This window comes from Paenibacillus sp. J22TS3, assembly GCF_018403205.1.
Classification (GTDB): domain Bacteria; phylum Bacillota; class Bacilli; order Paenibacillales; family Paenibacillaceae; genus Fontibacillus; species Fontibacillus tuaregi.
The window spans coordinates 75482-99086 of record NZ_BOSF01000010.1; the positions used below are offsets into that span (position 1 = coordinate 75482).

General features: G+C 51.1%; 26 protein-coding genes. 13 read left to right on the forward strand and 13 right to left on the reverse strand.

Annotation, left to right across the window (positions count from 1 at the left end; all coding sequences use genetic code 11):
- The first annotated feature begins 306 nt into the window (after positions 1 to 306).
- The 3 genes from KJS63_RS23615 (at position 307) to KJS63_RS23625 (ending at position 2620) form a co-directional block, all read left to right on the forward strand.
- Complete coding sequence (locus tag KJS63_RS23615) at positions 307 to 768, forward strand: GAF domain-containing protein (protein ID WP_068620244.1); 462 nt, start codon at positions 307 to 309, stop codon at positions 766 to 768.
- 72 nt (positions 769 to 840) lie between these two features.
- Positions 841 to 1494, forward strand: a complete 654-nt coding sequence (locus KJS63_RS23620; protein WP_213621347.1) for a response regulator transcription factor — start codon at positions 841 to 843, stop codon at positions 1492 to 1494.
- A 28-nt stretch (positions 1495 to 1522) separates the two neighbouring features.
- Entirely contained in the window at positions 1523 to 2620 is a 1098-nt protein-coding gene (locus tag KJS63_RS23625) for a sensor histidine kinase (protein WP_213621408.1), read from the forward strand.
- A gap of 44 nt (positions 2621 to 2664) precedes the next feature.
- Here KJS63_RS23625 and KJS63_RS23630 read toward each other — a convergent pair whose 3' ends face one another.
- A complete protein-coding gene (locus KJS63_RS23630) occupies positions 2665 to 2892 on the reverse strand; it encodes a hypothetical protein (RefSeq protein ID WP_213621348.1) in 228 nt (75 codons plus the stop codon).
- Between the two features lie 118 nt (positions 2893 to 3010).
- Here KJS63_RS23630 and KJS63_RS23635 point away from each other — a divergent pair, with 118 nt between their 5' ends.
- The 5 genes from KJS63_RS23635 to KJS63_RS23655 all read left to right on the forward strand — a co-directional run bounded on the left by KJS63_RS23635 (position 3011) and on the right by KJS63_RS23655 (position 7438).
- Positions 3011 to 3907 (forward strand): ABC transporter ATP-binding protein, encoded by an 897-nt coding sequence (locus KJS63_RS23635; RefSeq protein ID WP_213621349.1) that lies wholly within the window; start codon positions 3011 to 3013, stop codon positions 3905 to 3907.
- Positions 3904 to 4644: an ABC transporter permease gene (locus KJS63_RS23640; RefSeq protein ID WP_244862752.1), complete on the forward strand. Its 741-nt coding sequence runs from the start codon at positions 3904 to 3906 to the stop codon at positions 4642 to 4644. Before KJS63_RS23635 ends, KJS63_RS23640 begins: the two co-directional genes overlap by 4 nt.
- Positions 4645 to 5796, forward strand: a complete 1152-nt coding sequence (locus KJS63_RS23645) for a sensor histidine kinase (protein WP_213621350.1) — start codon at positions 4645 to 4647, stop codon at positions 5794 to 5796.
- Positions 5793 to 6395 (forward strand): response regulator transcription factor, encoded by a 603-nt coding sequence (locus KJS63_RS23650; RefSeq protein ID WP_213621351.1) that lies wholly within the window; start codon positions 5793 to 5795, stop codon positions 6393 to 6395. Before KJS63_RS23645 ends, KJS63_RS23650 begins: the two co-directional genes overlap by 4 nt.
- Before the next feature lie 140 nt (positions 6396 to 6535).
- Positions 6536 to 7438, forward strand: coding sequence for an NAD(P)/FAD-dependent oxidoreductase (locus KJS63_RS23655; protein WP_213621352.1), 903 nt, complete (start codon positions 6536 to 6538; stop codon positions 7436 to 7438).
- Positions 7439 to 7590: 152 nt separating this feature from the next.
- On the opposite strand, the gene def is transcribed toward KJS63_RS23655, so the two are convergent.
- Entirely contained in the window at positions 7591 to 8172 is a 582-nt protein-coding gene (gene def / locus KJS63_RS23660; RefSeq protein ID WP_068622520.1) for a peptide deformylase, read from the reverse strand.
- 246 nt (positions 8173 to 8418) lie between these two features.
- Between def and KJS63_RS23665 the strand changes: the two genes are divergently transcribed.
- A complete protein-coding gene (locus KJS63_RS23665; protein WP_213621353.1) occupies positions 8419 to 9225 on the forward strand; it encodes a MurR/RpiR family transcriptional regulator in 807 nt (268 codons plus the stop codon).
- Positions 9226 to 9622: 397 nt separating this feature from the next.
- On the opposite strand, the gene KJS63_RS23670 is transcribed toward KJS63_RS23665, so the two are convergent.
- Positions 9623 to 10327 carry an N-acetylmannosamine-6-phosphate 2-epimerase gene (locus KJS63_RS23670; RefSeq protein ID WP_213621354.1) on the reverse strand — a complete coding sequence of 235 codons (705 nt, stop codon included), beginning with the start codon at positions 10325 to 10327 and terminating at the stop codon, positions 9623 to 9625.
- Between the two features lies 1 nt (position 10328).
- Entirely contained in the window at positions 10329 to 11879 is a 1551-nt protein-coding gene (ptsG, locus tag KJS63_RS23675; protein WP_213621355.1) for a glucose-specific PTS transporter subunit IIBC, read from the reverse strand.
- Positions 11880 to 12072: 193 nt separating this feature from the next.
- Here ptsG and KJS63_RS23680 point away from each other — a divergent pair, with 193 nt between their 5' ends.
- Positions 12073 to 12699: a LysE family transporter gene (locus KJS63_RS23680; protein WP_213621356.1), complete on the forward strand. Its 627-nt coding sequence runs from the start codon at positions 12073 to 12075 to the stop codon at positions 12697 to 12699.
- Between the two features lie 314 nt (positions 12700 to 13013).
- Here the strand turns inward: KJS63_RS23680 and KJS63_RS23685 are convergent, their stop codons facing one another.
- Entirely contained in the window at positions 13014 to 14384 is a 1371-nt protein-coding gene (locus KJS63_RS23685; RefSeq protein WP_213621357.1) for an amino acid permease, read from the reverse strand.
- Between the two features lie 296 nt (positions 14385 to 14680).
- Between KJS63_RS23685 and KJS63_RS23690 the strand changes: the two genes are divergently transcribed.
- Entirely contained in the window at positions 14681 to 15244 is a 564-nt protein-coding gene (locus tag KJS63_RS23690; protein WP_068620256.1) for a type II toxin-antitoxin system PemK/MazF family toxin, read from the forward strand.
- 387 nt (positions 15245 to 15631) lie between these two features.
- Here KJS63_RS23690 and KJS63_RS23695 read toward each other — a convergent pair whose 3' ends face one another.
- The 5 genes from KJS63_RS23695 to KJS63_RS23715 all read right to left on the reverse strand — a co-directional run bounded on the left by KJS63_RS23695 (position 15632) and on the right by KJS63_RS23715 (position 19586).
- Positions 15632 to 16198, reverse strand: coding sequence for a TetR/AcrR family transcriptional regulator (locus KJS63_RS23695; protein WP_213621358.1), 567 nt, complete (start codon positions 16196 to 16198; stop codon positions 15632 to 15634).
- The gene (locus tag KJS63_RS23700; protein WP_213621359.1) at positions 16191 to 16931 is read right to left on the reverse strand and encodes an MBL fold metallo-hydrolase; all 741 of its coding nucleotides are present in this window, start codon (positions 16929 to 16931) and stop codon (positions 16191 to 16193) included. The genes KJS63_RS23695 and KJS63_RS23700 overlap by 8 nt, the downstream gene beginning before the upstream one ends.
- Positions 16932 to 17066: 135 nt before the next feature.
- On the reverse strand, positions 17067 to 18020 hold the full coding sequence (locus KJS63_RS23705; protein ID WP_213621360.1) for a GGDEF domain-containing protein: 954 nt from the start codon (positions 18018 to 18020) through the stop codon (positions 17067 to 17069).
- Positions 18021 to 18306: 286 nt separating this feature from the next.
- Positions 18307 to 18945 (reverse strand): NAD(P)-dependent oxidoreductase, encoded by a 639-nt coding sequence (locus KJS63_RS23710; protein ID WP_213621361.1) that lies wholly within the window; start codon positions 18943 to 18945, stop codon positions 18307 to 18309.
- Positions 18946 to 19328: 383 nt separating this feature from the next.
- Entirely contained in the window at positions 19329 to 19586 is a 258-nt protein-coding gene (locus tag KJS63_RS23715; protein WP_068620260.1) for a YqkE family protein, read from the reverse strand.
- 137 nt (positions 19587 to 19723) lie between these two features.
- Here KJS63_RS23715 and KJS63_RS23720 point away from each other — a divergent pair, with 137 nt between their 5' ends.
- Positions 19724 to 20473 (forward strand): YwaF family protein, encoded by a 750-nt coding sequence (locus KJS63_RS23720; RefSeq protein WP_213621362.1) that lies wholly within the window; start codon positions 19724 to 19726, stop codon positions 20471 to 20473.
- Between the two features lie 6 nt (positions 20474 to 20479).
- Here KJS63_RS23720 and KJS63_RS23725 read toward each other — a convergent pair whose 3' ends face one another.
- On the reverse strand, positions 20480 to 21235 hold the full coding sequence (locus tag KJS63_RS23725; RefSeq protein WP_213621363.1) for an MBL fold metallo-hydrolase: 756 nt from the start codon (positions 21233 to 21235) through the stop codon (positions 20480 to 20482).
- Between the two features lie 146 nt (positions 21236 to 21381).
- Between KJS63_RS23725 and KJS63_RS23730 the strand changes: the two genes are divergently transcribed.
- Positions 21382 to 21810, forward strand: coding sequence for an Lrp/AsnC family transcriptional regulator (locus tag KJS63_RS23730; protein WP_213621364.1), 429 nt, complete (start codon positions 21382 to 21384; stop codon positions 21808 to 21810).
- Between the two features lie 38 nt (positions 21811 to 21848).
- Here the strand turns inward: KJS63_RS23730 and KJS63_RS23735 are convergent, their stop codons facing one another.
- Positions 21849 to 23054 carry an MFS transporter gene (locus KJS63_RS23735; protein WP_213621365.1) on the reverse strand — a complete coding sequence of 402 codons (1206 nt, stop codon included), beginning with the start codon at positions 23052 to 23054 and terminating at the stop codon, positions 21849 to 21851.
- A gap of 12 nt (positions 23055 to 23066) precedes the next feature.
- Positions 23067 to 23519 carry a MarR family winged helix-turn-helix transcriptional regulator gene (locus KJS63_RS23740; protein ID WP_213621366.1) on the reverse strand — a complete coding sequence of 151 codons (453 nt, stop codon included), beginning with the start codon at positions 23517 to 23519 and terminating at the stop codon, positions 23067 to 23069.
- Between the last annotated feature and the right edge of the window lie 86 nt (positions 23520 to 23605).

Sequence of the window (23605 nt, forward strand, 5' to 3'; positions counted from 1 at the left end):
CCCATGCCCGTAACCTCACCCTGCTCCGGGCCTTGTAAAATAAGGAAGTCTCCGCGGAAATACACCTTCCTGGCCTGTTATGCTTGAGGAATTTCAAAGAATCGCCGCAACGGAGCCATATCAAGCGGAGCCCTCCGCAGGGGAAGAGTCTGATAAATAGGGGTATTCCCTGACTTACAGACGGGTATGGAGGGAGTACAATAATAGCAGACTTACAAATAGCAGGATTACATCTTCAACATCACCTGTTTAACAGGTTTGGATCTTAATCATGTTCCTTATATAATCCTAAGGAGGCACCAGCCCATGGCCACAATGAAGGATCATATCGAGCAGGGCCTGGACACCCTGCGCATACGGACAGCCAGTGATTTCTCGGGTCTGCTTCTGATGGAGAACCCAGAAGCGGGACTTCGCTGGAACTTTGTCTCCGGCAACCGGAACAACCGCTGCAAACAAATCGTCCTGCGCCCCGGACAAGGTTTACCCGGACTCGTCATGCGGCTTGGACGGCGTGTCATTCTTGATCAGTCCGTCCCGGACATAAACAAGCTCCGCTTCGACAATCCGATTATGCTGGCAGAGCATCTGCAGGCCGTGGCAGTCATTCCGATCCTCCACGAGCGGGATATTCTGGGACTGCTTATGATCGGCAGCCGGACTCCCCATCTGTATACACCTCAGATAATCGAGCTTGTTGAACAGGAGGCCCAGTCCTTAACCCCGCTTCTATATGAATGGAAAACCGGAACCGCCAAAGTGAGATGAACCCTTTTAGCTTATTGCTGGGGTTCATTTTTTTTTGCTATGATACAGATACAAGGGGGTTGGCTCATACTGATGATTCGAATTATGGTGGTAGACGACCATATTGTAGTCCGTTCTGGACTTATGGCGCTTTTGAACGGTAAGAACGGCATGGAAGTGATCGGAGATGCGGCAGACGGACGCGAGGCTATTCAGAAAGCGGCGGAGCTTGAGCCCGATGTGGTGCTGATGGACCTCAGCATGCCGCAGGGAATGGACGGTCTTAGCGCTACGGCTGAGCTTAAGAAGCAGATGCCGGGGGTTTCCGTGCTTATCCTAACCATGCATGATGACGAAGAGTACCTGTTCCGCGCCATTCAATCGGGCGCATCGGGTTATATTTTGAAGAGTGCTCCCCATGATGAGCTGGTAACGGCTATTCTCTCGGTTGCCGGGGGCAGTGCCTACTTATATCCAACCGCTACCAAACGCCTGATGAATGAATATCTGGATGCCATGAAGAACGGCGAATCCCAAGGGACCTTTGATACCTTGTCTGAGCGTGAGCGGGAAATTCTGTCCTGGGTCGCCAAGGGGTATTCCAACAAAGAGATTGCCGAGCACCTGATTATCAGCGTCAAGACGGTGGAGACCCATAAGAGCAATCTGATGGAGAAGCTGGGCCTCAAAACAAGGCCGGATCTGGTGAAGTACGCCATGAAGAAGGGAATGCTGAATTTTGAATAAAGACCGCACCTATCGTGATACCGGGGATATGCTGGGCAAAAGTGTCTCCAAGCTGCTTGAGGAGCTTGGAGACCATCACATGGAGCAAAACTTTGAAGCTGAGCTGAGGGAATCGCTGAAGATGCTTTCCGATCTGAAATTCGCACTGGATGAGTCCTCCATCGTTGCCATGACGGACAGCTTGGGTAAGATTACTTATGTAAATGACAAGTTCTGCGACATCTCCAAGTACTCCCGAAGCGAACTGATCGGCCAGGATCACCGCATCATCAACGGGGGTTATCATGACAAGACTTTCATGCGGGATCTCTGGCGAACCATCAACCGGGGACAGGTCTGGCGCGGAGAAATCAAGAACCGGGCCAAGGACGGGAGCTATTACTGGGTCGATACCACGATTGTGCCGTTTCTCGGGGATGATGGACGTCCCTACCAGTTCCTCGCAATCCGCAACGAAATTACCAAGCAGAAGGATACGGAGGAGGCGCTGCAGTTTATGGTTACCCAGGTCATGGAGATTCAGGAGAATGAACGCAAAAGATTCTCCCGCGAGCTTCACGACGGAATCGGGCAGAGCCTCTTCTCCCTGGTCATTCAGCTTGATCAGCTCATTGCCCAGGATCAGTCCCCCGCAGAGCTGGAATCGCTCCGCAAAACCGTGACCGGAATTATGGAAGAGGTACGCGGCCTGGCCTGGGAAATGCGGCCTTCGGTGCTTGATGACCTGGGCGTGGTTCCCGCCCTGCGGACTTATATTGAGAACTACTCGAAGCACTATGGAATGGACATCCGCTTCGAGTGTACATTACAGCAGCGCCTCGATGTGAACAAGGAGACAACGATCTACCGCGTCATTCAAGAGGCGCTAACGAATATTGCCAAATACGCTGATGTCTCCGAAGCAGCTGTAACGGTGATGGATGAGGGCAGCGAGGTGCTGGTCACGATCCGTGACGAAGGAACCGGCCTGGCCAACCGCCATGCCGGCAGCGGCGTAGGCCTGCTCAGCATGGAGGAACGGGCGCGCAGTGCAGGAGGTACTTTAACTATAGAATCCAAGCCCGATCAAGGCACAGTAATCCAGCTGCAGATTCCTAAGCAGTCCAGCAAGGCGGACACACCTTAGAATGGACTGTTCCAACAACCCCGTGAATCCTGCGGAACCAGAACTCATTCTTCTATTCCCGGAGGCCCAAGACCTCCGGTTTTTTTCATTTCCCTTCCATACTCTACTCTCACTTTCTCTCTGTTGATCTCCCTCTCCACCATGCTCCCCCTTTCTCCCATGATCTCCCTCTCCACCCTGCTCTCCCTTTCTCCCTTGATCTCCCTCTCCACTCTGCTCTCCCTTGCTCCCTTGATCTCCCCTCTCCACCCTGCCCCCCCTATTCCTCTCACCTGCTCTCCACAATCATGACAATTGTCATGTAAAGGTCCTGACATTCATGAATATGGAAGGACGAGAATCCCCGGTATGATAAGACTATCCAAGAAATACCCGGGAGGTAAAAAACTAATGCAAACTGTCATTACTATGGATCATGTAGATAAAGAATATAAAGGCACCTCTGCCGTCAAGGACTTGTCGCTGACCATTCAGGAAGGCACAGTAACAGCTCTTCTGGGACCGAACGGTGCAGGCAAAACGACGACCGTCTCCATGCTGCTCGGACTGCAGAAGCCGACACGCGGGCAAATCCGCATTCTTGGGGGAGCGCCTGACGAACCCCAGGCACGCCAGTCCGTCGGCGCCATGCTTCAGGACATCAGCGTGATCGACCGCCTGACCGTACGTGAGACGATCGAGCTGTTCCGCAGCTATTACGCAAAGCCGCTTGCGCTAAGCAGCCTGCTGGCCATGGCCGGCCTTGATAAGGAGCAGAACAAATTTGCCACTTCACTGTCGGGTGGACAGAAGCGCCGGCTGGACTTCGCGCTTGCGATGGCTGGCGACCCCAAAATTCTATACCTGGATGAGCCCACCGTGGGCATGGATGTCGGCTCCAGACAGCTCTTCTGGGAGAGCGTTCGGGCGATGGCCGGCAAGGGACGCACCATCATCCTCACGACTCATTATCTGGATGAGGCGGACAGCATCGCCGACCGGATTGTCGTCATTAATCAAGGGAAGCTGATCGCGGACGGAACACCTGCCCAGATCAAATCGGCACAGGGACGCCGGGTCATTACCTTCACGGCCGGAGAGCGGCTCAAGCCGGATGCGTTAAGCGGAATTCCCGGCATACTTGAGACGGTCTGGAGCGGGCGTAAAGTCAAGCTGAGCAGCCCGGACACGGATCAGCTGATCCGCACCCTTCTCAGCCGTGACCTGGATATCCGGGATATCGAAATTTCCGCCGGCGGACTCGAAGACGCCTTCCAAACCCTAATCCAAGGAGATGCATCCCTATGATGAAATCGATGATCGCCCAATGTAAAGCCGAAATCCTTCGTACCCTCCGTAATCGCAGATTCGTTGTGTTCTCTGTGGTCATGCCCGTGATGTTCTACTTTATCTTCACAGGCACCATGGGAGATATCAAAGTCGGCGGAATTGACTGGAAAGCCTACTACCTTATGTCGATGACCGCATTCGGGGTAATCGGCGCGAGCATCAATACGCTCAGTGTAAGATTCGCCCAAGAGAGAACCCAGGGTTGGGTAAGGCTCATCCGGATCACTCCGCTGCCAAACAGCGCTTATGTGCTGTCCAAGATGTTATCCCAATCCATTGTCAATCTCGGCACCATCCTCCTGATGTTCCTGATTGGGCATTTTGCCAAAGGAATCGATTTAAGCCTGGGCCAATGGGTGGCCTGCGGGCTGTGGATCTGGATCGGTGTCCTGCCGTTTATGGCACTGGGTCTTCTGCTGGGAACGCTGAAGAGCGTGGAGGTTGTTCAAGTAGCCGCAAATATTCTATACATGTCCCTCTCGGTTCTCGGGGGCTTGTGGATGCCGATATCCACCATGCCTAAGCTGATGCAGACGATTGCAGAGTACCTGCCTTCCTATCGGTTTGGCCAAGGCGCATGGAACGTTCTAGGAGGGGTCGGTCCCGATTGGACGGGAATCCTCATTCTGGCTGCTTACGCCCTGGTCTTTGTGATATTATCAACCTATATTCTAAAAAGACAGGAAGCGGTATAAATGCCGAATTGGTGGGGAAACCCGGTCCCCAAGCGTTATAGTCTATTCCCTTTTCTCTGGCTGGTCTATCTGATCTATCCGGTCATCACCCTGGCCCAGAGGCCGGTCAGCATGATGTTGACCGGCTATATTCTGATAGGCGTGTTCGCTATCAGTTATCTAAGAAGCTTCTGGTCCTCACAATGGAGGCTGCTGCTGGCCATCATCAATATGCTCATTGCCGGATATTTCTGCATCACCTTTGATGATCCCGGCTTCCTGACCATGAATTTCTTCACCACGGCGATGCTCAGCATGATCCCTTCAACCCGGCAGTTCTGGACCGGCATCGGGACGCTGCTGACCATCTCCATCCTTACGCTGTGGATCAGCGGAAGCCATACCAGCATGTCGGCCTGGGTTAACATTGCTCCTCCTCTAATTGTGCTGTTTGTCTTCCCTTTCATTCTCCGGATGATGCAGAATGCCCGGAGTCTGAAAACCGAGCTGAACCTTGCCCAGGATGAGATCGCCCGTCTGAGCAAAATTGAAGAACGCCAGCGCATTGCCCGGGATCTTCATGATACGCTGGGGCATACGCTCTCCCTGATCACCCTGAAGAGCGAGCTGGCCGAGAAGCTGATTCCGAAGAAGCCGGAGCTGGCCGTACAGGAAGTTAAAGACATACAGGCTACCTCACGCGCAGCCCTTAAACAGGTGCGGGAACTGGTCTCCGGTATGAATGCCCTTTCCGTTCAAGATGAGCTTACCAATACCTCTTCGATTCTTGAAGCCGCGGGAATCCGGCTGGAGCTATCTGCCCTGCCCCAACCGCTTAGCGCTTCCCCCCTTGTCCAAAACATTCTTGGCCTGATCCTAAGGGAGGCCGTAAACAACGTGGTAAAGCACAGCGGAGCGGATAAGTGTACGATTTCTCTAAACGAAAATAACCTGGAGTTTGTCTTGAGCATCCGGGATAACGGCGCGGGGATCTCCCCGGGAGTACAAGCTTCGCCGGGTCCCTCATCCGGCAGAGGCCTGCTGGGTATGAAGGAGAGGCTGGAGCTGATTCAAGGCACCTTATCGTACAGCTCAGTCCCTGGAGACGGAACGACACTTTGTGTACGAATTCCGAAGGTCGTCAAAAATCAACAATCAAGAGGTGTGTCATGAAAATCATCATTGCGGAGGATCAAAGCATGCTGCGGGGCGCCTTAAGCGCACTGCTCGATCTGGAGGAGGATATCGAGGTGATCGGACAGGCGGAGAATGGAGCGAGAGCCCTTGAGTTAATTCTGCAGCTCTCCCCCGATATCTGTCTGCTCGATATCGAGATGCCGGACATGACCGGTCTGGACGTGGCCGAGAAGCTCCAAGAGCTCCGCCATCCCTGTCGGGTTATGATCCTTACCACTTTCTCAAGAGCCGGATACTTTCAGAGAGCGATTCGCGCCGGAGCCAGCGGTTACCTGCTGAAGGATGCTCCCGTCGATGAGCTCGCGGCGGCCCTCCGCCGCATTCACGCTGGCGGCAAGGTGATCAGCCCAGAGCTGTCCATGACCTTCTGGCAGACGGAGAATCCCCTGACAGACAGGGAACAGGAGGTGCTTGGCCGCCTTGCCCAAGGCCATTCCGTTAAAGAGATTGCCTCCGAGCTGTTCCTTTCGTATGGAACTGTACGGAACTATGTATCGGAGATTATACAGAAGCTCGAAGCGAAGAACCGCATCGATGCCATAAGCATTGCCGAGAAAATGGGCTGGCTGGATTAATCCGGCCGGCTCTTTTTCTTGATGAACCGCCCTCTTTGGCGAACGTGAAGAACGAACATTCCATGAACCCAGTCATCTTTTTCCATAAGCTTACATAAAGATAGGAACCTAATGGGAAACGATGAAGTGGAGGTGAATTCATGCTGCTGGATTGCATCATTATTGGAGGCGGACCTGCCGGTCTGAACGCAGCCCTTGTCCTGGGAAGGGCCCGCCGAAAGGTCATCTTGTTCGACGAGGGCAAACCGAGAAATGCCGTAACCCGGGAATCTCACGGCTTTATCACCCGGGACGGCACGGCTCCTTCGGAGTTCAGGCGGCTTGCCCATCAGGATATCCGCAAATATCCTTCGGTGGAATTCCGTACCGAAAAGATCACAGAAGCCGCAAGACACACAGGCTTCCTGGAGGTTACCACGCTTCAAGGCGCCGTCTATCATACGAAAAAGCTGATTCTGGCAACAGGCCTCAAAGAGGTTCTTCCCGATATTCCCGGAATTCATGACTATTACGGCCAAAGCCTGTTCAGCTGTCCTTATTGTGACGGCTGGGAGCTCAGGGACCAGCCGCTCGTTGTGATCTCGGAAGACGTGCCGCGCCTGCTGCATCTGACCCAAATTCTGTGGAACTGGAGCCGTGATCTGATCATCTGCACCAACGGGGCCGGTGTCCTTACGAGAGAACACAAGGAAATTCTCCACCGCAAACATATCCGCTGCCATGAGCAAAGGATCGTGTCCTTAGCCGGACAGAATGGGAGGCTCTCACGGGTTCTATTCAGCGGCGGTGAGGAGACCGCTGTATCGGGCGGATTTATTAGTCCCGAAACATTCCAGGCCTCTGATCTGGCCAAAAGCTTGGGCTGCATGATGAACCCATCCGGCGGTTTGATGACGGACGAATTCGGCAGAACGAGCATACCTGGAATTTATGCAGCCGGGGACACTGCTGTGATTGCCCCTTCCCAGGTCATTATTGCCGCCGGCGAGGGCAGCCGCGCAGCGATCGGAGTGAATACGGACTTGGCCCATGAGGAATTTTGAATCCAGGGAACCGCATAGGAGCATGTTATTGTGACAAGTAGGCATGCCTGCCATTATTAATGAAAAGGGTTACCCTGACAAGCCAACGCCTGCCCGGATAACCCTTTTTATTATAAATAAATCAATTTGCACCACTAGAGATTGCCTTTGACTCAGTACAAGCTTGAGATCTGCACATTGTCCGGCAGCTTGAACGGGTTGTCAGGATTGATCCGGTCATAGAACATAATGCCGTCGAGATGATCCAGCTCATGCTGCATAACGATAGCGGCAAAGCCCTTGAAGCGAAGCTTAAGCTCATTGCCATCCTCATCATAAGCCTTGATCTGAACCTTCTCATATCTAGGAACAAAACCCTGTACCGGACGATCTACTGACAGGCACCCTTCGCTCTCCGGCAGATAAGTCATGGCCGCCGAGTGGCTGATCACCTTGGGATTGAACAGGGCAATCTCCCTGGACTGACCCTTCTCATCCGTGATATATGCTGCAAACATCCGCTTGTTCAGGCCGATCTGATTGGCGGAAAGCCCGACCCCCGCACGAAGCTTATATTTCCGGGCCAGTTCCTCGTCCTGGCTGTTCTTCAAAAATTGCATCATAGCGGCCATCTCAGCCTTGTCTTCCTCTGTAGGCGGGATGCTTACCGGTTCAGTCTTCACACGGAGAATCGGATCTCCTTCACGTACAATATCATCCATCATAATTACATAATCGCGGGTAAATTTACTCATAAAGTCGACCTTCATCCACCTTTTCCTACTATTTGTGTGCATCCCTCGCGCTATCTCCGCACGAAGCCGCACCAATAACCAGATTACCTCAGCATTCTTAACCTATCACTTCATGCTGTTCCTGTCAAAATATGCGGATTCCCCGCGCACGTTGGCTTATTGCCCTGGCTTGCGTTACTATGAAGAGTAGAGGAATTGCCGCGGCACATCCGGCCCATACATATCAATTAAGGTGGTGGAACTGCCATGCTTATCAGTGTGCTGGACCAGCTTCAGCTTAATCGGCACATGCTCTCCGCCAAGGAAAAGGAAATTGCGGAGTATATTATCCAGAATAAGAATACGATTCTTAACATCAATATCCGTGAACTCGCCCTCAAGACGGGTTCATCCACCTCAACCATCACCCGGTTCTGCAAAAAAATCAACTGTGACAGCTTCGTAGACTTTAAGATCAAGCTCAGCCGAGAAGCCGAACCTCCTGAAGAAGAAGCAAGCGTATTTACCAAAGTACAGAAGCTGTACACCCATGTTGTGCAGTCAACGGCCGAGATGGTCAAGCAAGAGCAGGTTGAAGAGGTGGTCCAGCTGATCAAGACAAGCCGCCGGCTGCTCGTCTTCGGACTAGGAAGCTCCGGCCTCTCCGCCCTGGAATTCAAATACCGGCTGATGCGGATGAACATTATCATTGACGCGATTACCGACTCACACATGATGCTGATGAATGCGTCACTTCTGGGGAAGAACGATCTGATCATCGGGCTGTCCAATTCAGGAACTACCCAGGAAGTCATTGATGCGCTTAAAGTTGGCCGCGAACAAGGGGCATCCGTAGTCGGCATTACGAACTTTGATCATACCGGGCTTACTGACGTCTCGGATATTGTTCTGTTCACTCCAAGCATCCACCGGAACAATGATGAACACTTCATCAACAGCCAGCTGTCTATAATTTATGTGCTCGATATTATCTCTATGCTGCTTCTGGAGGATCAATCGATGCTCCAGGCCCGCCGGAATACACTGAAGGCTTTGTATAAGAACAGGGAATAACAGTACCATCGAACTCCACATAAGCAGATTAAATAGGCTTATGCATCGGATATGATTTAGACTGAACTAAACTAATGAAACGGACGAACGAGCAAGTGCGTAACTTGTTCACGGGGTCAAAAATCAGGGGCCGTCCCGAAAGACGGCCCCTGATTATGTTTAAGAGTTCAGTTTGTGTTCGAAAGGCTCCGAGAACGAATGCCCGCTCTCATCGCTGCTGGTTTTGGATTTCTTGAATTATTTTCAGTGGATGAAATCCAAACCCAAAGGTGCCCGCCAGCGCTTGTCCGCGGGTTCCTCGCCTCTTAAGCAGGATTCAGAGAATTTAGATATATGATCAGTTCTTTATGCTATGAGAAACCTGCATTGAGGGAGGTCTCTCTAGCTCGCCTGGTATTTAGACAGATGTGCTGACCTTCCCGATTTCGTTCACGAACCGCTGTGTGATCAGCTGGGGACGGGTAATCGCCCCGCCTACCACCACGGCGTGAACGCCAATCTCAAGACATCTGCGGGCCGCTTCAGGAGTCAGAATATTCCCTTCCGCAATCACGGGCACCGTAAGCTTGCTGACAAACTCCTTCACCAGCGCAAAGTCATCTGCATAAACTTGATGTCCCTGTGTATAGTCTGTGTATCCGATCAAAGTGGTGGAGACCATATCAAACCCGAGCCGCTCCGCATTCAGGCCTTCTTCAAGATTCGATACATCCGCCATAAGCAGCTGATCTGGATACTTGCTCCGGATTTCAGCTACAACCTCACCCAGATGCTTGCCATCCGGGCGCTCGCGCAGCGTGGCATCCAGAGCAATAATCTCTGATCCGACCTTAACAAGCTCATCGATTTCTTTCATAGTCGGTGTAATAAACACCGGGCATTCGCCATAGTTCCTTTTTACGATACCAATCACTGGAAGATCGACTTGGCTTTTGATCTCCTTTATATCCTCAGCAGTATTGGCGCGTATTCCGACCGCGCCGCCTAATTCCGCGGCGACTGCCATCCTCCCCATAATGAAAGAGCTGTGCAGCGGCTCATCCTGCAGAGCCTGACAGGACACAATCAGACCCTGCTTCAATGATGTCAGTAGTTCGTTCATGTTAAGACACTCCCAAATATTCTTCGATTTCATTCTTGATGACGGTCACTTGAGGGCCGTAAATGACTTGTACTCCGCTGCCTTTGACAATCACTGCCCGTGCCCCGGTATTCTTAAGCTCCGGCTGCTTCACAAGCTCCGGATCATTAACCGAGACACGAAGCCGGGTGGCACAGCAATCCAAATCCTTGATGTTCTCCTTACCGCCAAGCGCTGCCAAGATATCTTCGGCACGGCTGCCGCTTCCAGCCCCACCTTCTGCGGGAGCATCCGCCGCAGTACTCTCATCCTCCCGACCCGGCGTCTTCAAATCAAATTTCACAATCAGGAAGCGGAACGTGAAGTAGTAGAGACAGAACCAGACCGCACCGATGACCGGAACAAGAACCCAGTTCGTCTTGGCATTGCCCTGCAGCACGCCGAATAGAATGAAGTCAATCAATCCGCCCGAGAAGGTCTGGCCGATAGTGATTTGGAATATATGCGCCATCATGAAAGCCAGGCCGTCAAACACTGCGTGAATTACATACAGAAACGGTGCTATGAACAGGAACGAGAATTCAAGCGGTTCTGTAATCCCTGTCAGGAATGAAGTCAGTGCAGCGGACAGCATAAGTCCAAACACAACTTTCTTATGCTTTGGCTTGGCTGTATGATAAATCGCCAGCGCTGCCCCCAGCAGACCGAACATCATCGTAATGAAACGGCCAGACATAAACCGTGAGGTTCCAATGAAGAATTGTGTCGTTGTTGGATCGGCCAGCTGGGCGAAGAAGATCTTCTGCGTTCCCTCCACAAGCTTGCCGTCTACCACAAGCGAGCCGCCAATTCCTGTTGTCCAGAAAGGCATGTAGAAAATATGGTGAAGTCCAAGCGGTCCTAACATCCGCAAAATAAATCCGTACAGCAGTGTTCCAATGTATCCGGTCTGATCCACCAACCCGCCAAGCTTGAAAATGCCGGATTGAATCGTCGGCCAGATGACAAACATTAAAGCCCCGATCAGAATAGCAACCATAGAAGAGATAATCGGCACAAATCTGGAACCGCCGAAGAATCCCAGGAACTGTGGAAGCTCAATCTTGTTGAACCGGTTATGCAGCATCGACGTGATCAGGCCAATGACGACACCTCCGAAGACCCCAGTCTCTAAAGATTGAATCCCTAGAATGGTCCCCTGTCCGGCTGCAGCCAGATTATCTGTGACCAGCTTTCCGGAGATGGCCAGCATCGCGTTAATCGTTGCGTTCATAACAAGATAAGCAAGCGCTGCGGCCAGACCGGCTGTGCCTTTATCAGAACGGGCCAACCCTACAGCCACCCCGATGGCAAAGATCAGCGCGAGGTTGGCAAAAATGATGGAGCCCGCACTGCTCATTACGGTAAAGATCGCCTGAAGCCAGGCTACCTTAAGAAAAGGATACGTATTTACCGTATTCGGATTCGATAAGGCGCCCCCTACGCCAAGGAGCAAACCTGCAGCGGGAAGAACGGCAATCGGAAGCATGAAGGATTTACCGAACCGCTGTGCTTTCTCAAAGAAGTTGTTCATAAAGTGGCCCCCTAAAACGCTTAGAAAATTAATTTCAAGTTAAATATACAATATGAAATTCATTTTCGTCAATAATCTTTGTAAGCTTTTTCATTAGCAAAATATTACCTGCCTTGTCCTAATCGCCACCGAACCGGAATAAGCTGTACAAGCAAGTAAAAGTCATTGTTCACGGCAGGAGGAATATAGGTACATGGATATTTTCAGCTGTTTGATGTTAGGTCTCTCCCTCTCCGCACCGATCGGTCCTATTAATGCCGCCCAGCTTGACCGGGGAATCCGCGGAGGCTTCTGGCCTGCCTGGCTGCTTGGGCTTGGAGCGGTTATCGCTGATATCATCTACATCCTTCTGGTCTACTTCGGAGTGGTGCATTTCGTCAACACCCCGTTTATGAAGTCGTTTCTGTGGCTGTTCGGATTCTTCGTGCTGCTCTACATTGGGATTGAAAGTCTGATTACAGCACAAAAAATAACGCTTCAGGAGAACCGAAGCGCTGAGTCGTTATCCAAATCATTTGTGGCCGGGTTCTTCATGTCCCTGTCCAACCCGGTATCTATCTTGTTCTGGCTGGGCATTTATGGCTCCCTGCTCGCCGAAACCGCCGCCACATACGGTCCCAAGGATCTGCTGATCTTCAGTGCCGCCGTCTTGTCCGGCGTGCTTCTCTGGGATATCTCCATGGCGGGACTCGCCAGCGGCTTCCGGAAATGGCTGACTGTGCCGCTGCTCAAAGCGATATCCATCATTTCAGGCCTCAGCTTGATCGGGTTCGGTCTGTACTTCGGGTTTGAAGCCGCTAAGGTCCTGTTCCTGAATTAATTTTGTGAACCAGTTCTAAAAGCATTTCCCGAAAAGCGAGAGATTACCTGCCATTCGCCCAAACGGAAGATGATCCTAAGCCAACATAAACCTCTGCTATATAAAATGAACTTATGAAGGTTACCCTTATAGGGCGCTGCGATGCCGAGTGTTCTATAAAGCCGCTGTTGTTTCCAAAATGCTTGAACTTGATATCAAAGAGGGGCATTTCGGAGACAAAGTCGGACGCTCCGCTTCTTCAGAATCACTCGGGATCGAAGCTAAGAGAGGTTAATTTCTAAAGTTCGTTTTATATAGCCAGATGCTGCCCGGGATCAAACCGGGCTCCGTCTGCGCTTGAGACTTACACTGCGGGAATATCTCTTCTTCTTCCAGGCGGTCACCTTCATAACAAGCGTCACTACACCGATCAGCGCAATAAATGCCAGGCTGCCCCAGAAACCGGGACGGCTTGTTTCATGAAACAGGGTTCCGCACACGGCGAGCCCGATCAGGGCCATTCCCAAAAACCGTTTCACCTGCCCAAAGACCGTTAGTTTAAGCAGCTTGCCGGCAGTGATAAGAATAAACAGCCAATTGTACAGCAGCAGCAGCCCTGCTGCTGTTGTTACGTATTCATAAATTTTGCCAGGCATTACCAGAGCCAGTATAATTGAAGCAACAAGCCCCAGCGCGGTTAATGAAATTGCATATAGCGGGTGCTTGTTCTTCACCTTACGGGCGAACAATGGCGGCGCATCCTTGTCTTCAGCCAGGGTTACGAGCATGGTCGTAACGGCAAACAGCGAAGCAACCATCGTCGAGAATCCCGCAATAATCAGCACAGCATTGAACACATGCGGAATGAAGGGCAGCGGATAATTCGCAAGTGCGGTGATAAAGGGACTCTTCTTAGGTGTGAACGCATCCCAGGAGACTATGGTCACGGCTAATCCAAGCGAGATCACATACATGATAGTCAGCAGCAGGAGCATAACCCTGCCGGCTTTAGGAGCTTCATCCAGATTCTTCAGACGAATCGCCATAAGTCCAAGTACTTCAATCCCGCCATAGGCATAGAACGCAAAAATAAACGCCGACCACAGCCCCATGATGCCGTGCGGAAACAAGCTTTGCATCGTATGTGGGAATTCGGGCTTGCCGTCACTTCCTTTGATCCATCCCATCAAAGCAATAACCGCAATGACAATGAACATCAGAATGGCGGCGATTTTGATAACGGACAAGACATTCTCCACGGAATCAAATCCTTTGTTCCCCAGCATAATTACAATAAGACCAAGAACTGCGTATACTGAGGCAAATACCCACATCGGCACGGAGGGGAACCAGAACCTAGTGAATATGGAGAGCGCGGTTAGCTGGCTGCCCATAATCAGCAGTTCGGAGCCCCAATAGACCCAGCCGCTGCTGAAGCCGGCCCAACGTCCAAAGGCTCTTTTGGCATATGAACGAAACGATCCCTTCTCCGGGTGGTCCGCTGTCATCTTGGCCAGCACATCAAACACCGTGTACGTGCCGATTGCCGCCAGAATGAACACAATCAGGACGGACGGCCCACCCATATGCAGCGCCAGACTGGAGCCCAGGAAATAACCTGTACCGATCGTGCAGGCGACACCAAGCAGAGACAGCTGCCACCATTTTAGTTGGCCTTCTTCGGCCTTTCCCTCTTGTCTAGTCATAATTACCTCTCAGTTATGTGATTTAGCAACCCTTTCTTTGTGTAGTTTGTGAATCCTGATCTTTTTTATGTAAAATAATCATCTTGGGGTACCGGGCAGCAACCCGGACCAACCTGAGCCAAAAGCCCTTTGACCTGGTGTACTTTTATCCTATTTTGTTCCTTAAGCCGCCAGATTAAGATGAGAAAAGAAACAATTTACAGATTACTTGTTTAATAGCCCCATAAATAAGTGTAAAACATAAAGTAAAGCAAATGAAAAAAGACATAACTAGATCGTACCAGGAGAGGATTTAAATGAGCACAGAACGGGAGAAAAAGACGACCCACGTATTGTCCAAGTCTGCAGAGAACCGGATCCTGGCTGAAAAAGCGTTAAAAGAGCAGCAGATCATGGCCTGGATGCCTGTCAAAATCAAGATGGCCCACCATTGGATAGAAAACGAGAAGAAACAGCTAAACCGCAAAATGGTTCGGGGAGCTATACATTTCTGTCATTTCGGGGAAAATGTAGGATGTGAGCAGAATGAGGAACGTCCTGTAGTCATCATTTCCAATAACACGGTTAATTCGACTTCCGGCAATGTCATTGTCGTACCGTTGACCAAGAATCTGAAAGCCAAAACCAACTTTAAAACGAAGCAGCCGGTTCTTACCCGTGACGGCAAACCGGTCCCCCGTTTCCAAAGTCATTATTTCTTATTCGCCAGTAAATACGACTTTCTCGCCTTTGACTCGGCTGCCAAGACCGAAGAAACCACCTCGGTCAGCAAGGTCAGATTGAAGGAACATCTCGGAAATTTGGATGAAGAGGACATTAACCGGCTGGAAACCCGAATGAAATGGACACTCGGACTTTAAAAAAAAACGTGAAAATTGTATTGACAATAACTTACGCTATAGGTTACTATTATTTCAGAGAGTTAAGTCGTGACCGAAGTAAATTATGTCATCCACCGCGTCGTGGATAAATTCACACGTTTTACGTGTCTTGAGTCTGAAAGAGGAGCCTTACGTGCTCCTCTTTCCCTTTTGCATGATCTTAGACCTATAGGTTTCGGAGTTCTAAAGAGATAACTGGCATAAATTTCGATTCCAAAGATAGGATATTAATATGTCGCCCACCGCGTCGTGGGCAAATTCACCCCGTCCGGATGCCGGCCGGGGATTATTTTTGTTGTTATGGCTATGCTGCTAGGTATGCAGACATATTCGCTGTTGCAATTCTTTTACCCGCTGGGCGCAAAATTAATCAGTTTTTTGGCTCAGCCCTTCCAAATAAGTCCTAACAATGAACTCCAGGCTCTCTTCCAAGGAAACTGGAATCCCGAAGCCTCCCTTCTGCTCCAATGAGCAAAAGCCGTGAAGAATGCTTCGGATTCCCCGCACAGCATGAGTCTGCTGCTCCTGACTAAGTCCTCTCCCATCAAGCCGGTCCACAAGAAACTGAACCATCTCGCTGCCAACCAGCTGGAGCTCATAGTCCTGCGCATCCGGGGCCCGAAGAGTCCCCTCATAAAGTCCCGGATGCTCCCGGGCGAACCGGATGTAAGCCCGGCTGAGGTTGAGCAGCGCCTCATCTCCGGTTAAGCCCCGGTCAGCCGCCTCAAGCCGGGCGTGAAGCATGCGAAGGCCATGGGCCGCGAGCTTCGCCTTCAAGCCCGGCAGCCCGCTCACATGGTTGTACAGAGACGGGGAGCGGATGCCCAGCTTCTGGGCGACCGATGCCAGGGTCACGGCGTCAAGCCCCTGGGCATCGGCAATCTCCGCGGCCGCCTGAATCACGGCCGCTGTATCCAGGCCGGCCCTAGGCATGACGGCCGGCCCCCTCTCCCGCGCCGCCAGCCAGATTCCTGGCGGCGGCTTCGATCGCCCGGTCCATAGCCTGGACCGGGCTGCGGCGCATGGCGCCGTGGCCCGCGGCGAGCAGCGCGGGCTCAAGATCGCGCAGCTTCTGCGCGGAGCGAAGCGCCGTGGCGGGGCTCCAGGTGCCCCAGGCGGGGAAAGGGAACAGCGGGCGGAGCTGCCCGCTGACCGCCATCCCGCCCCGCACCTGGAACGCGTCGCCGACGATGAGCGCCCCGCTGCGCGTATCCAGCAGCGCGATCGATCCCGGCGTATGCCCGGGCGCGGCGATAACCCGGAGGGAGCCGACAAGGTCGCCCTCCTGCAGCAGCCGGTCCGGGCGGGCCTTCAGCGAAGCCGGTACACCGCCCCGGATCTTGGCGGTATCCTCGCCGGGATCCAGGCTGCGGTCGCCTGCCATAAGCCGCGCATCTCTGGCGGAGATGGAGATCTCCGCTTCCGGCAAGGCCATCTTCAGCTTATCCAAGGCCCCGACATGATCATCGTGAGCGTGGGTAAGCACAATCCGGGTGATCGGCTTGCCCATCCGCTGTGCCGCCTTTAGAATGCCTGCTGCACTATAAGGCAAAGCCGCATCAATAAGGGTAAGCCCGTTATCCTCTTCCACCAGGTAACAGTTCACCGGAAATAACCGGGGCAGGAACGTTAATTGAGTTAAATATTGATCTTGACGAATCCGCACTTGAATCACTCCATCCCAAAACTAATATCATTAGTTTTATTATAACTAAGATCATTAGTTTTGCAATAGCCGGTTATCTTTTTTTCTCACAAGATACTGTCTCTCTTCCCAGAACGTCAAAGAAACCCGCGTCCATCATGCTCTCGCGAGCTTCTTAGTGTTCTTCGATCTATACATCTCACGGTCCGCCTCCAGAAATAAATAATCCATCTGCTGCAGCGAGTGTTCACTGTAGGCATAGCCCAGCGAGATGTCCATATTCAGATCAGGTCGCTCCATCTTGAAGTGGGACACGCGGTGCTTTAGCTCAAGCACCAGATGATTCACCTCATAATGGGACATTCCTACCACCAGAATAGCAAATTCATCACCACCTACCCTGCATACCATCACGTTGTCCGATACCATGCCGCTGAGCAGAACGGCTGCTTCCTTAATATAAAGATCTCCCATAATATGGCCAAAGTTATCATTTACCTGCTTCAGATTATCCATATCACACACAATAATTGCCGCCGGAACATCCTCCTTGACATCATAATGTGAGACCAGAATCTCGAAATGCTCCCGGTTGTATAAACCCGTCATGGAATCATGCGCAATACGGTACTCCAAATATTGTTGGGCTTCGACACGCTCCTGTACCGGTCTTACAACCCCCTGGATCGCCATAAGTGTGCCTCTGCTGCTGTAGACAGGTGTCGCCAGATCCTCATACCAGACATACTGTCCGCGTGAATCCTTGATCCGGTATAGAATCGGCTGTTCGAAATCAAGCTCCCCGTTCATCATCTGATAAAGCCGCCCCGTGTCCTCGGGGTGTATCCTTACGAATACCAGCTCCGGGTTGTCCAGCCCGGAAATTTGGTGTTCCGGTTCCATAAGCCGGTCCAGAGGAGCATAGACATATCTATATCTGCGAACAGGCTCAAGCTCTAAGTAATACACGATATCTTTAGAGCCCTCAATCCATTCCAACGACCTCAACTTATCGGTTCGGGCACGGGCTCTGGTTGAACGTACTCTAATGCCAATAATGATCAGTAGAGCACTAGCGAACATACCTGATAAAAAGAATACCCACCACATTGACTTCACCTTCTGCATCGGTTTTCCAACTATAATTAAGCTGCTTAACCAGTTATGTTGTCTTACTTTAGAACTATGTCCTGTTTCTTTAGTACTATATTCGACCTATATCCCCAGAAATCCTCGTCCTTAAAATACAGTTAGTAAATTTTTTTAATTTATCTGGAATTTACCGCTGTTATGGTGCAAGGAATTACTCTTGTCCAGCTTATACAACGCAAAAAAAAGGTTATCCCAGCCCCCTAAAGATGCTGAAGATAACCTTCAATTTGAAAAGAGTCGTATGTTAACGTTCCGAAACTACAGTAAAACGTTCGCGAATATGGCGAGGCTGCTCGATTTCATCTACCACAGCGACCGCATAATCCTCGTAAGATACATAGCTGTCCCCGGCGGAATTGGTTAGAAGATGATCCTTACCGGTCTGGTAGGCACCGGTTCTTCTCCCGAGCGCGAATTCTGCGGACGGGCTGATGAACGTCCATTTTAGGCCTTCTGTCTGCTTCAGAATATCGAGGTTCTTCGCCTGGTTACTCGCCGTTGGCTTCACAAAATCCGGGAAGCCTGGGGTATCCACAACCCTCACCGTTTTCGCTTCATCCACAAACAAGCTGCCGGCGCCTCCGACGACAATTAGCCGGACCTCGGTGCCCTTTAGCGCCTCAATCAACACATTGCCCGCATCCACATGAAGGTGCTCCTGCCCCATAGGTGCCCCAAATGCGTTCACAACCACATCAAACGTTGCCAAATCAACTTTCTTCAGGTCGAAAACATCTTTCTCAAGAACGGACTTCGCTGCGTGCTCCCCCAGCTTGCCCTTATCTCTGACAATCGCGGTTACTTCATGCCCTCTGTCCGAGGCCTCTTTCAATATCCGGCTGCCTGCCTTGCCGCTTGCTCCTACAACTGCAATTTTAGCCATGATAAATCCTCCTTGTTATGTAGTAAGTTATTTATAAATCAATCCTGTAACTATAATAGTTACATTTGAAGATAAAGTCAAGACCCTTCTTTCCTTTCTTGCCCAGAGTCACACTTACTGTTGATAGGAGCCACACACTTGCTATTGATAGGAGCCTCACTTGCTGTTGTTAGGAGTTACAACTAACAGCTCAAATATGATTTATTGAAGGGCGTGAGAGAACAGTTTTTATTATGGGATCATTGCCCCTAAGCGGCGAGTTCTCCTGGCTCCCTCATTGTAAAAACAACCAAAAAAAGGCCAACCAGAGGATTCCGGCTAACCTGATCATACGAAAGGCTGTCCTTCGCAGTAGTTTGCGAAAGACAGCCATTTCTATAACTTTATTTAAATTTCTTCCAGTCCATGCTGGTGTTATTCAGCAGATGCTCGAAATCATTATCAAGGCGTTTCTGTTCCGCTTTGCGGGCCTCTTCCGCCTGCCGTCTGCTGTCCTCAAGCCGCTTCTGCTCATCGGCCTTGAGCTCTGCCGCTTGAGCCTGAAGCTTCCCGAGGACATCCTTGCTCAACAGATCCTTGAGTGTTGCCGGCTTGTCTTCCGTCCGCGCTGGCGGCGCCTGCCGGTTATTCTTTTTGGCCATGAATCATTCACCTCATTAAGCAATGTTACTTTACATTGTCCCATATCGGCATGTTTTTTACAAAGAGGTATTCCGATTTCACCTAAATAAAGTAAAATCATTACAAAGCCATCATCGCAACAGAAAGGAGCGCTCGCTTGCAGCATTATTTTAGTGTGGAAGAACCCGGCTTATTTCATGTCTTCTCAATCTCCCATCTCCTTGTTCTTGGTCTGTTCCTGATCCTCGTCCTGCTGCTCTATCTTGGACGCGGCCCTCTTAGGCAGCCTGCAAGAAGCCGGGCTGTGAGATACAGCTTGGCCGGCATCCTGATCTTATGCGAATTGTCGCTGAATGTTTGGTATGTATGGGGTAACCGGTTTGATGTAAGAGATACACTGCCGCTGGAGCTGTGCAGTATCTCCCTATACCTGTGCGTGTTCATGCTGCTGTTCCAAAGTCTGGCCATCTTCCGGATTGTCTATTTCACAGGTATAGGAGGAGCGCTGCAGGCCATCCTTACCCCGGCACTGTCCTATCCGTTTCCCCATTTCCGGTTCATCGAATTTTTTGCCGCTCATATGGCTATTATTCTGTCCGTCTTATATATGCTCTGGGTGCAGGGATTCCGGCCAAGACTTAGGGATGTGGGAATCACCATGATTTTTCTGAATATATTGCTGGTTCTTATTCTGTTCATTAACCGTCTGACCGGCGGCAACTATATGTTCTTATCGCACAAGCCCCAGACCGCATCGCTGATGGACTATCTTGGACCTTATCCTTGGTATATCGTCTCCCTGGAGACTGTCGCATGTGTCATATTCCTCCTGCTGTATCTTCCATTTGCATTGAAGAATCGCAAAAAAGGCAGCAAAAACCACAACAGCAGGAGTTATGAAATCTAATGCAAGTCAGAAGTGCTCGGTCCACTCCCCATCCGCCGGGATTCGTACACGGTCAGACAGGCTGGACCCGGCAAGATGCCGTCTCAAATCTTCACGGGTCACCAGACAGTGATTAATGGCTTCCATGTGAACCGTAATGACCAAAGCATCGGGAAGCTGGCGGCATACCTGGGCCACATCCTTCTCATCCATGATGATCGGGTCCCCCGACAGAAACCGGGCGCCTCCAGCATTAACCACAACCGCATCCGGATTATAACGAGCCAGAGCCTCCTGTACTTCCTTGCACCAAACTGTGTCTCCAGCCAAATAAAGCACCGGTTCCCCTTCCGCCTGAAGCACATAACCGGACACTTGGCCCATCATCCTGCCAATTTCACCGGTCCCATGCTGCCCTCCGGTGCGGTATATCTTCACCCCCTGATGGGTGTGTTCAGTATGGATTGCCTGAACGGAGACGAAACCGGCTGCTCTGAAGACCTCCTCATCTCCAGGCTGGCAGTATATAGGCGCTGACTTCATAATCGTATCTTCGGCCGCCTTATCCCAGTGATCGGGGTGGAGATGGGTTACCAGGACGGCATCCGGGTCAGCCAGCTGTCCGGCGGACAGGGGCAGCGGGACCAGTGGGTTATTCCTTGGGTTCGGTGAATTCATCACCGGAGGGTTAGCCCCCGCTTCACTGAACATGGGATCCACTAGAAAATGCTGGCCCCCATATTCAATCCATAACGTTGCATTTCGTATTAACTGAATCTTCATTTTATCCACTCCTATTCAGGTATATTGTGCTACAAGTTTTTAACTTACTGCCGTAGTTCAATTATAAAGGGGAGCTCTTTAGTCCGAATATAGAGGGCTGAAACGGGTTAACGTTGTATTTTTTCATAATGAAAGGAGTTTGTTATATGCCACTCGGCTCCATTGATGAGACGGATCGTCAAATCCTGGACCTCCTTCTTAAGGATTCCACCCTCTCCCACCGGGAGATAGGTATTGCTGTGCATCTGACAGGACAAGCGGTCGGGGCAAGAATCCGCAAGATGATGGACCACGGTATTATTGAAGGCTACACATTGCTCTGGAACCCGGCTAAGATCGGGCTCGCCGTGGAGGCCTTTGTGACCGTATTTATGAATTCAGGCCAAGCTCACCAGGGCTTTCAGGACTTTGTGAAAAACAAGAACGAGATTGTGGAAATGCACCGGGTCAGCGGAGAGGGCTGTTACTGGCTCAGGGTGCGAACCGTATCGGCCGTTGAGCTCAACACGCTGCTCGATGAACTGCTGAAGTTCGGGAATTACAAGCTGAGCCTGTCTATAGGACAAGTGAAATAGAAAAGCCCGGCAATCCCTTGGGGACTCCGGACTTTGATTTATTTAAGATGGGCGTTGGCAGGTTTAATGCCTCTTGAGCCCAGCGCACGAAATACGATAAAGACACATAGAAATAACAGCATTACAAATGAGGAGCATCTATACATTTCGGAATAGCTCGTTGCCGAAGCGAGAACACCCAGCAGCATGGAGCCGATGGCAACCCCAAAGTCAATTGTATTATAGTACAGGCTGTTTACCATGCCGTGCTGTTTCGGGGATGTCTCGCGCAGCATCCAAGCCTGTGTCGTGGGCTGAATAGCTCCAAAGCCAAGTCCATACAGCAAAGCGGATACGATCAGCAAAGGCAGCGAGTGTGTGAAAGATAGCAGCAGCAAGCTGGCGAATACAATCAGCGCCGCCGGGATCAGCACAGCCGCAGGTCCCTTGCTGTCGAACAGCCGGCCAGATATAGGACGAATGACAAGCACGGTAAACGCGTTAAATAAAAAGAACAACCCGATCTGGGCCAAATGAATTTCCTGCCCGTACAGCGCCAGAAATCCAAGAATGCCTCCATACGTAACCGACATCAGTATATTAAGTCCGGCGGGAAGCAGGATGGCCTTGGGGAACGGCTCTTTGGCAGCCCTGGAGCTGGTCTTATCCGCCGCCGACTGAGCCAACGGCTGTGGTGGGATGCTGCGGGTTACCAGCAGCAGAGGAATGATCAAGCCAACGGAAATTGTCCCCAGCAGGGTCAGGTTGGGGAACCCGTAACCAGCAAGAACAGACAGGCCGATCATAGGTCCAATCGACATGGCCAGGCTTGTGGAGAGTCCGAAATAACCAATGCCTTCCCCAATCCGGTGTTTAGGGATGATCTGGGATACCAACGTAGGCATGACGGTGCTCGCCATCCCGAATCCTACTCCGAATGCGATTCGCAGCAGGAGCAGCACAAGCATGGAGCCCGCAAACGAATAGAGGGCGGTAGCCACCCCGGCGATAACAACGCCGGTTATCAGAATCACATTCCGGTGCACTTTCCGCATGACCGGAATCATGATGAACCGGGTAACAATGGCCGCAAGGGCAAACAGACTCGTTACCAGGCTGACGGTGAAGTCACCCGGATGAAATTTCTCCTTCGCATAAGTCGGAAAAGGGGAAAGCAGCATTTGTAGACATAAGAACAGTAACAGGTAACTTAAAGTCAGCATAATGAACGATTTCGTCCACAGCTTATTTTGATGTAAATCCATATGAATAGCGGCTCACTCCTTCTTCTCTCTCTTCATCAACTCGTCCGCATTGGAGGTTAGCCGCCGGAGCAATCTTAACAGGGAAGCCTTCTCTTCTTCTGACAAGCCCTCCGTTACATCTGAGTGCAATTGGTGCTCTATGGGCTCCGTCTGTTCAATCACTCTCTTGCCCTCATCTGTAATGAAGATCGAGTAGGACCTGCGGTCTTTCTCTCCGCTCTCCCTGCGGATGAACCCCTTCTCTTCAAGTGCAGCTAAAATCCGTGTCGTTGTAGGTTTGTCCTTCCCCGAACGCTCTCCAATCTCCTTCTGGATTTGTCCCTCCTTCTCCCAAATACGGTACAGGACAGACCACTGCTCGGGTGTTATATGATAATCCCGCAAGCGGTGCTGCAGCAGCTGGGAGAGCTTTCTATAAGTAACCCCCATATGAAAACCGACAGATTCATCCAGCGGACTGTTCATTATTTTCTCTCCATCCTAAATAGTTGTCATAACAACTATATTAAAATATTCGGGTCATGTCAATCGTGCATGGCTACTTCCTGTTA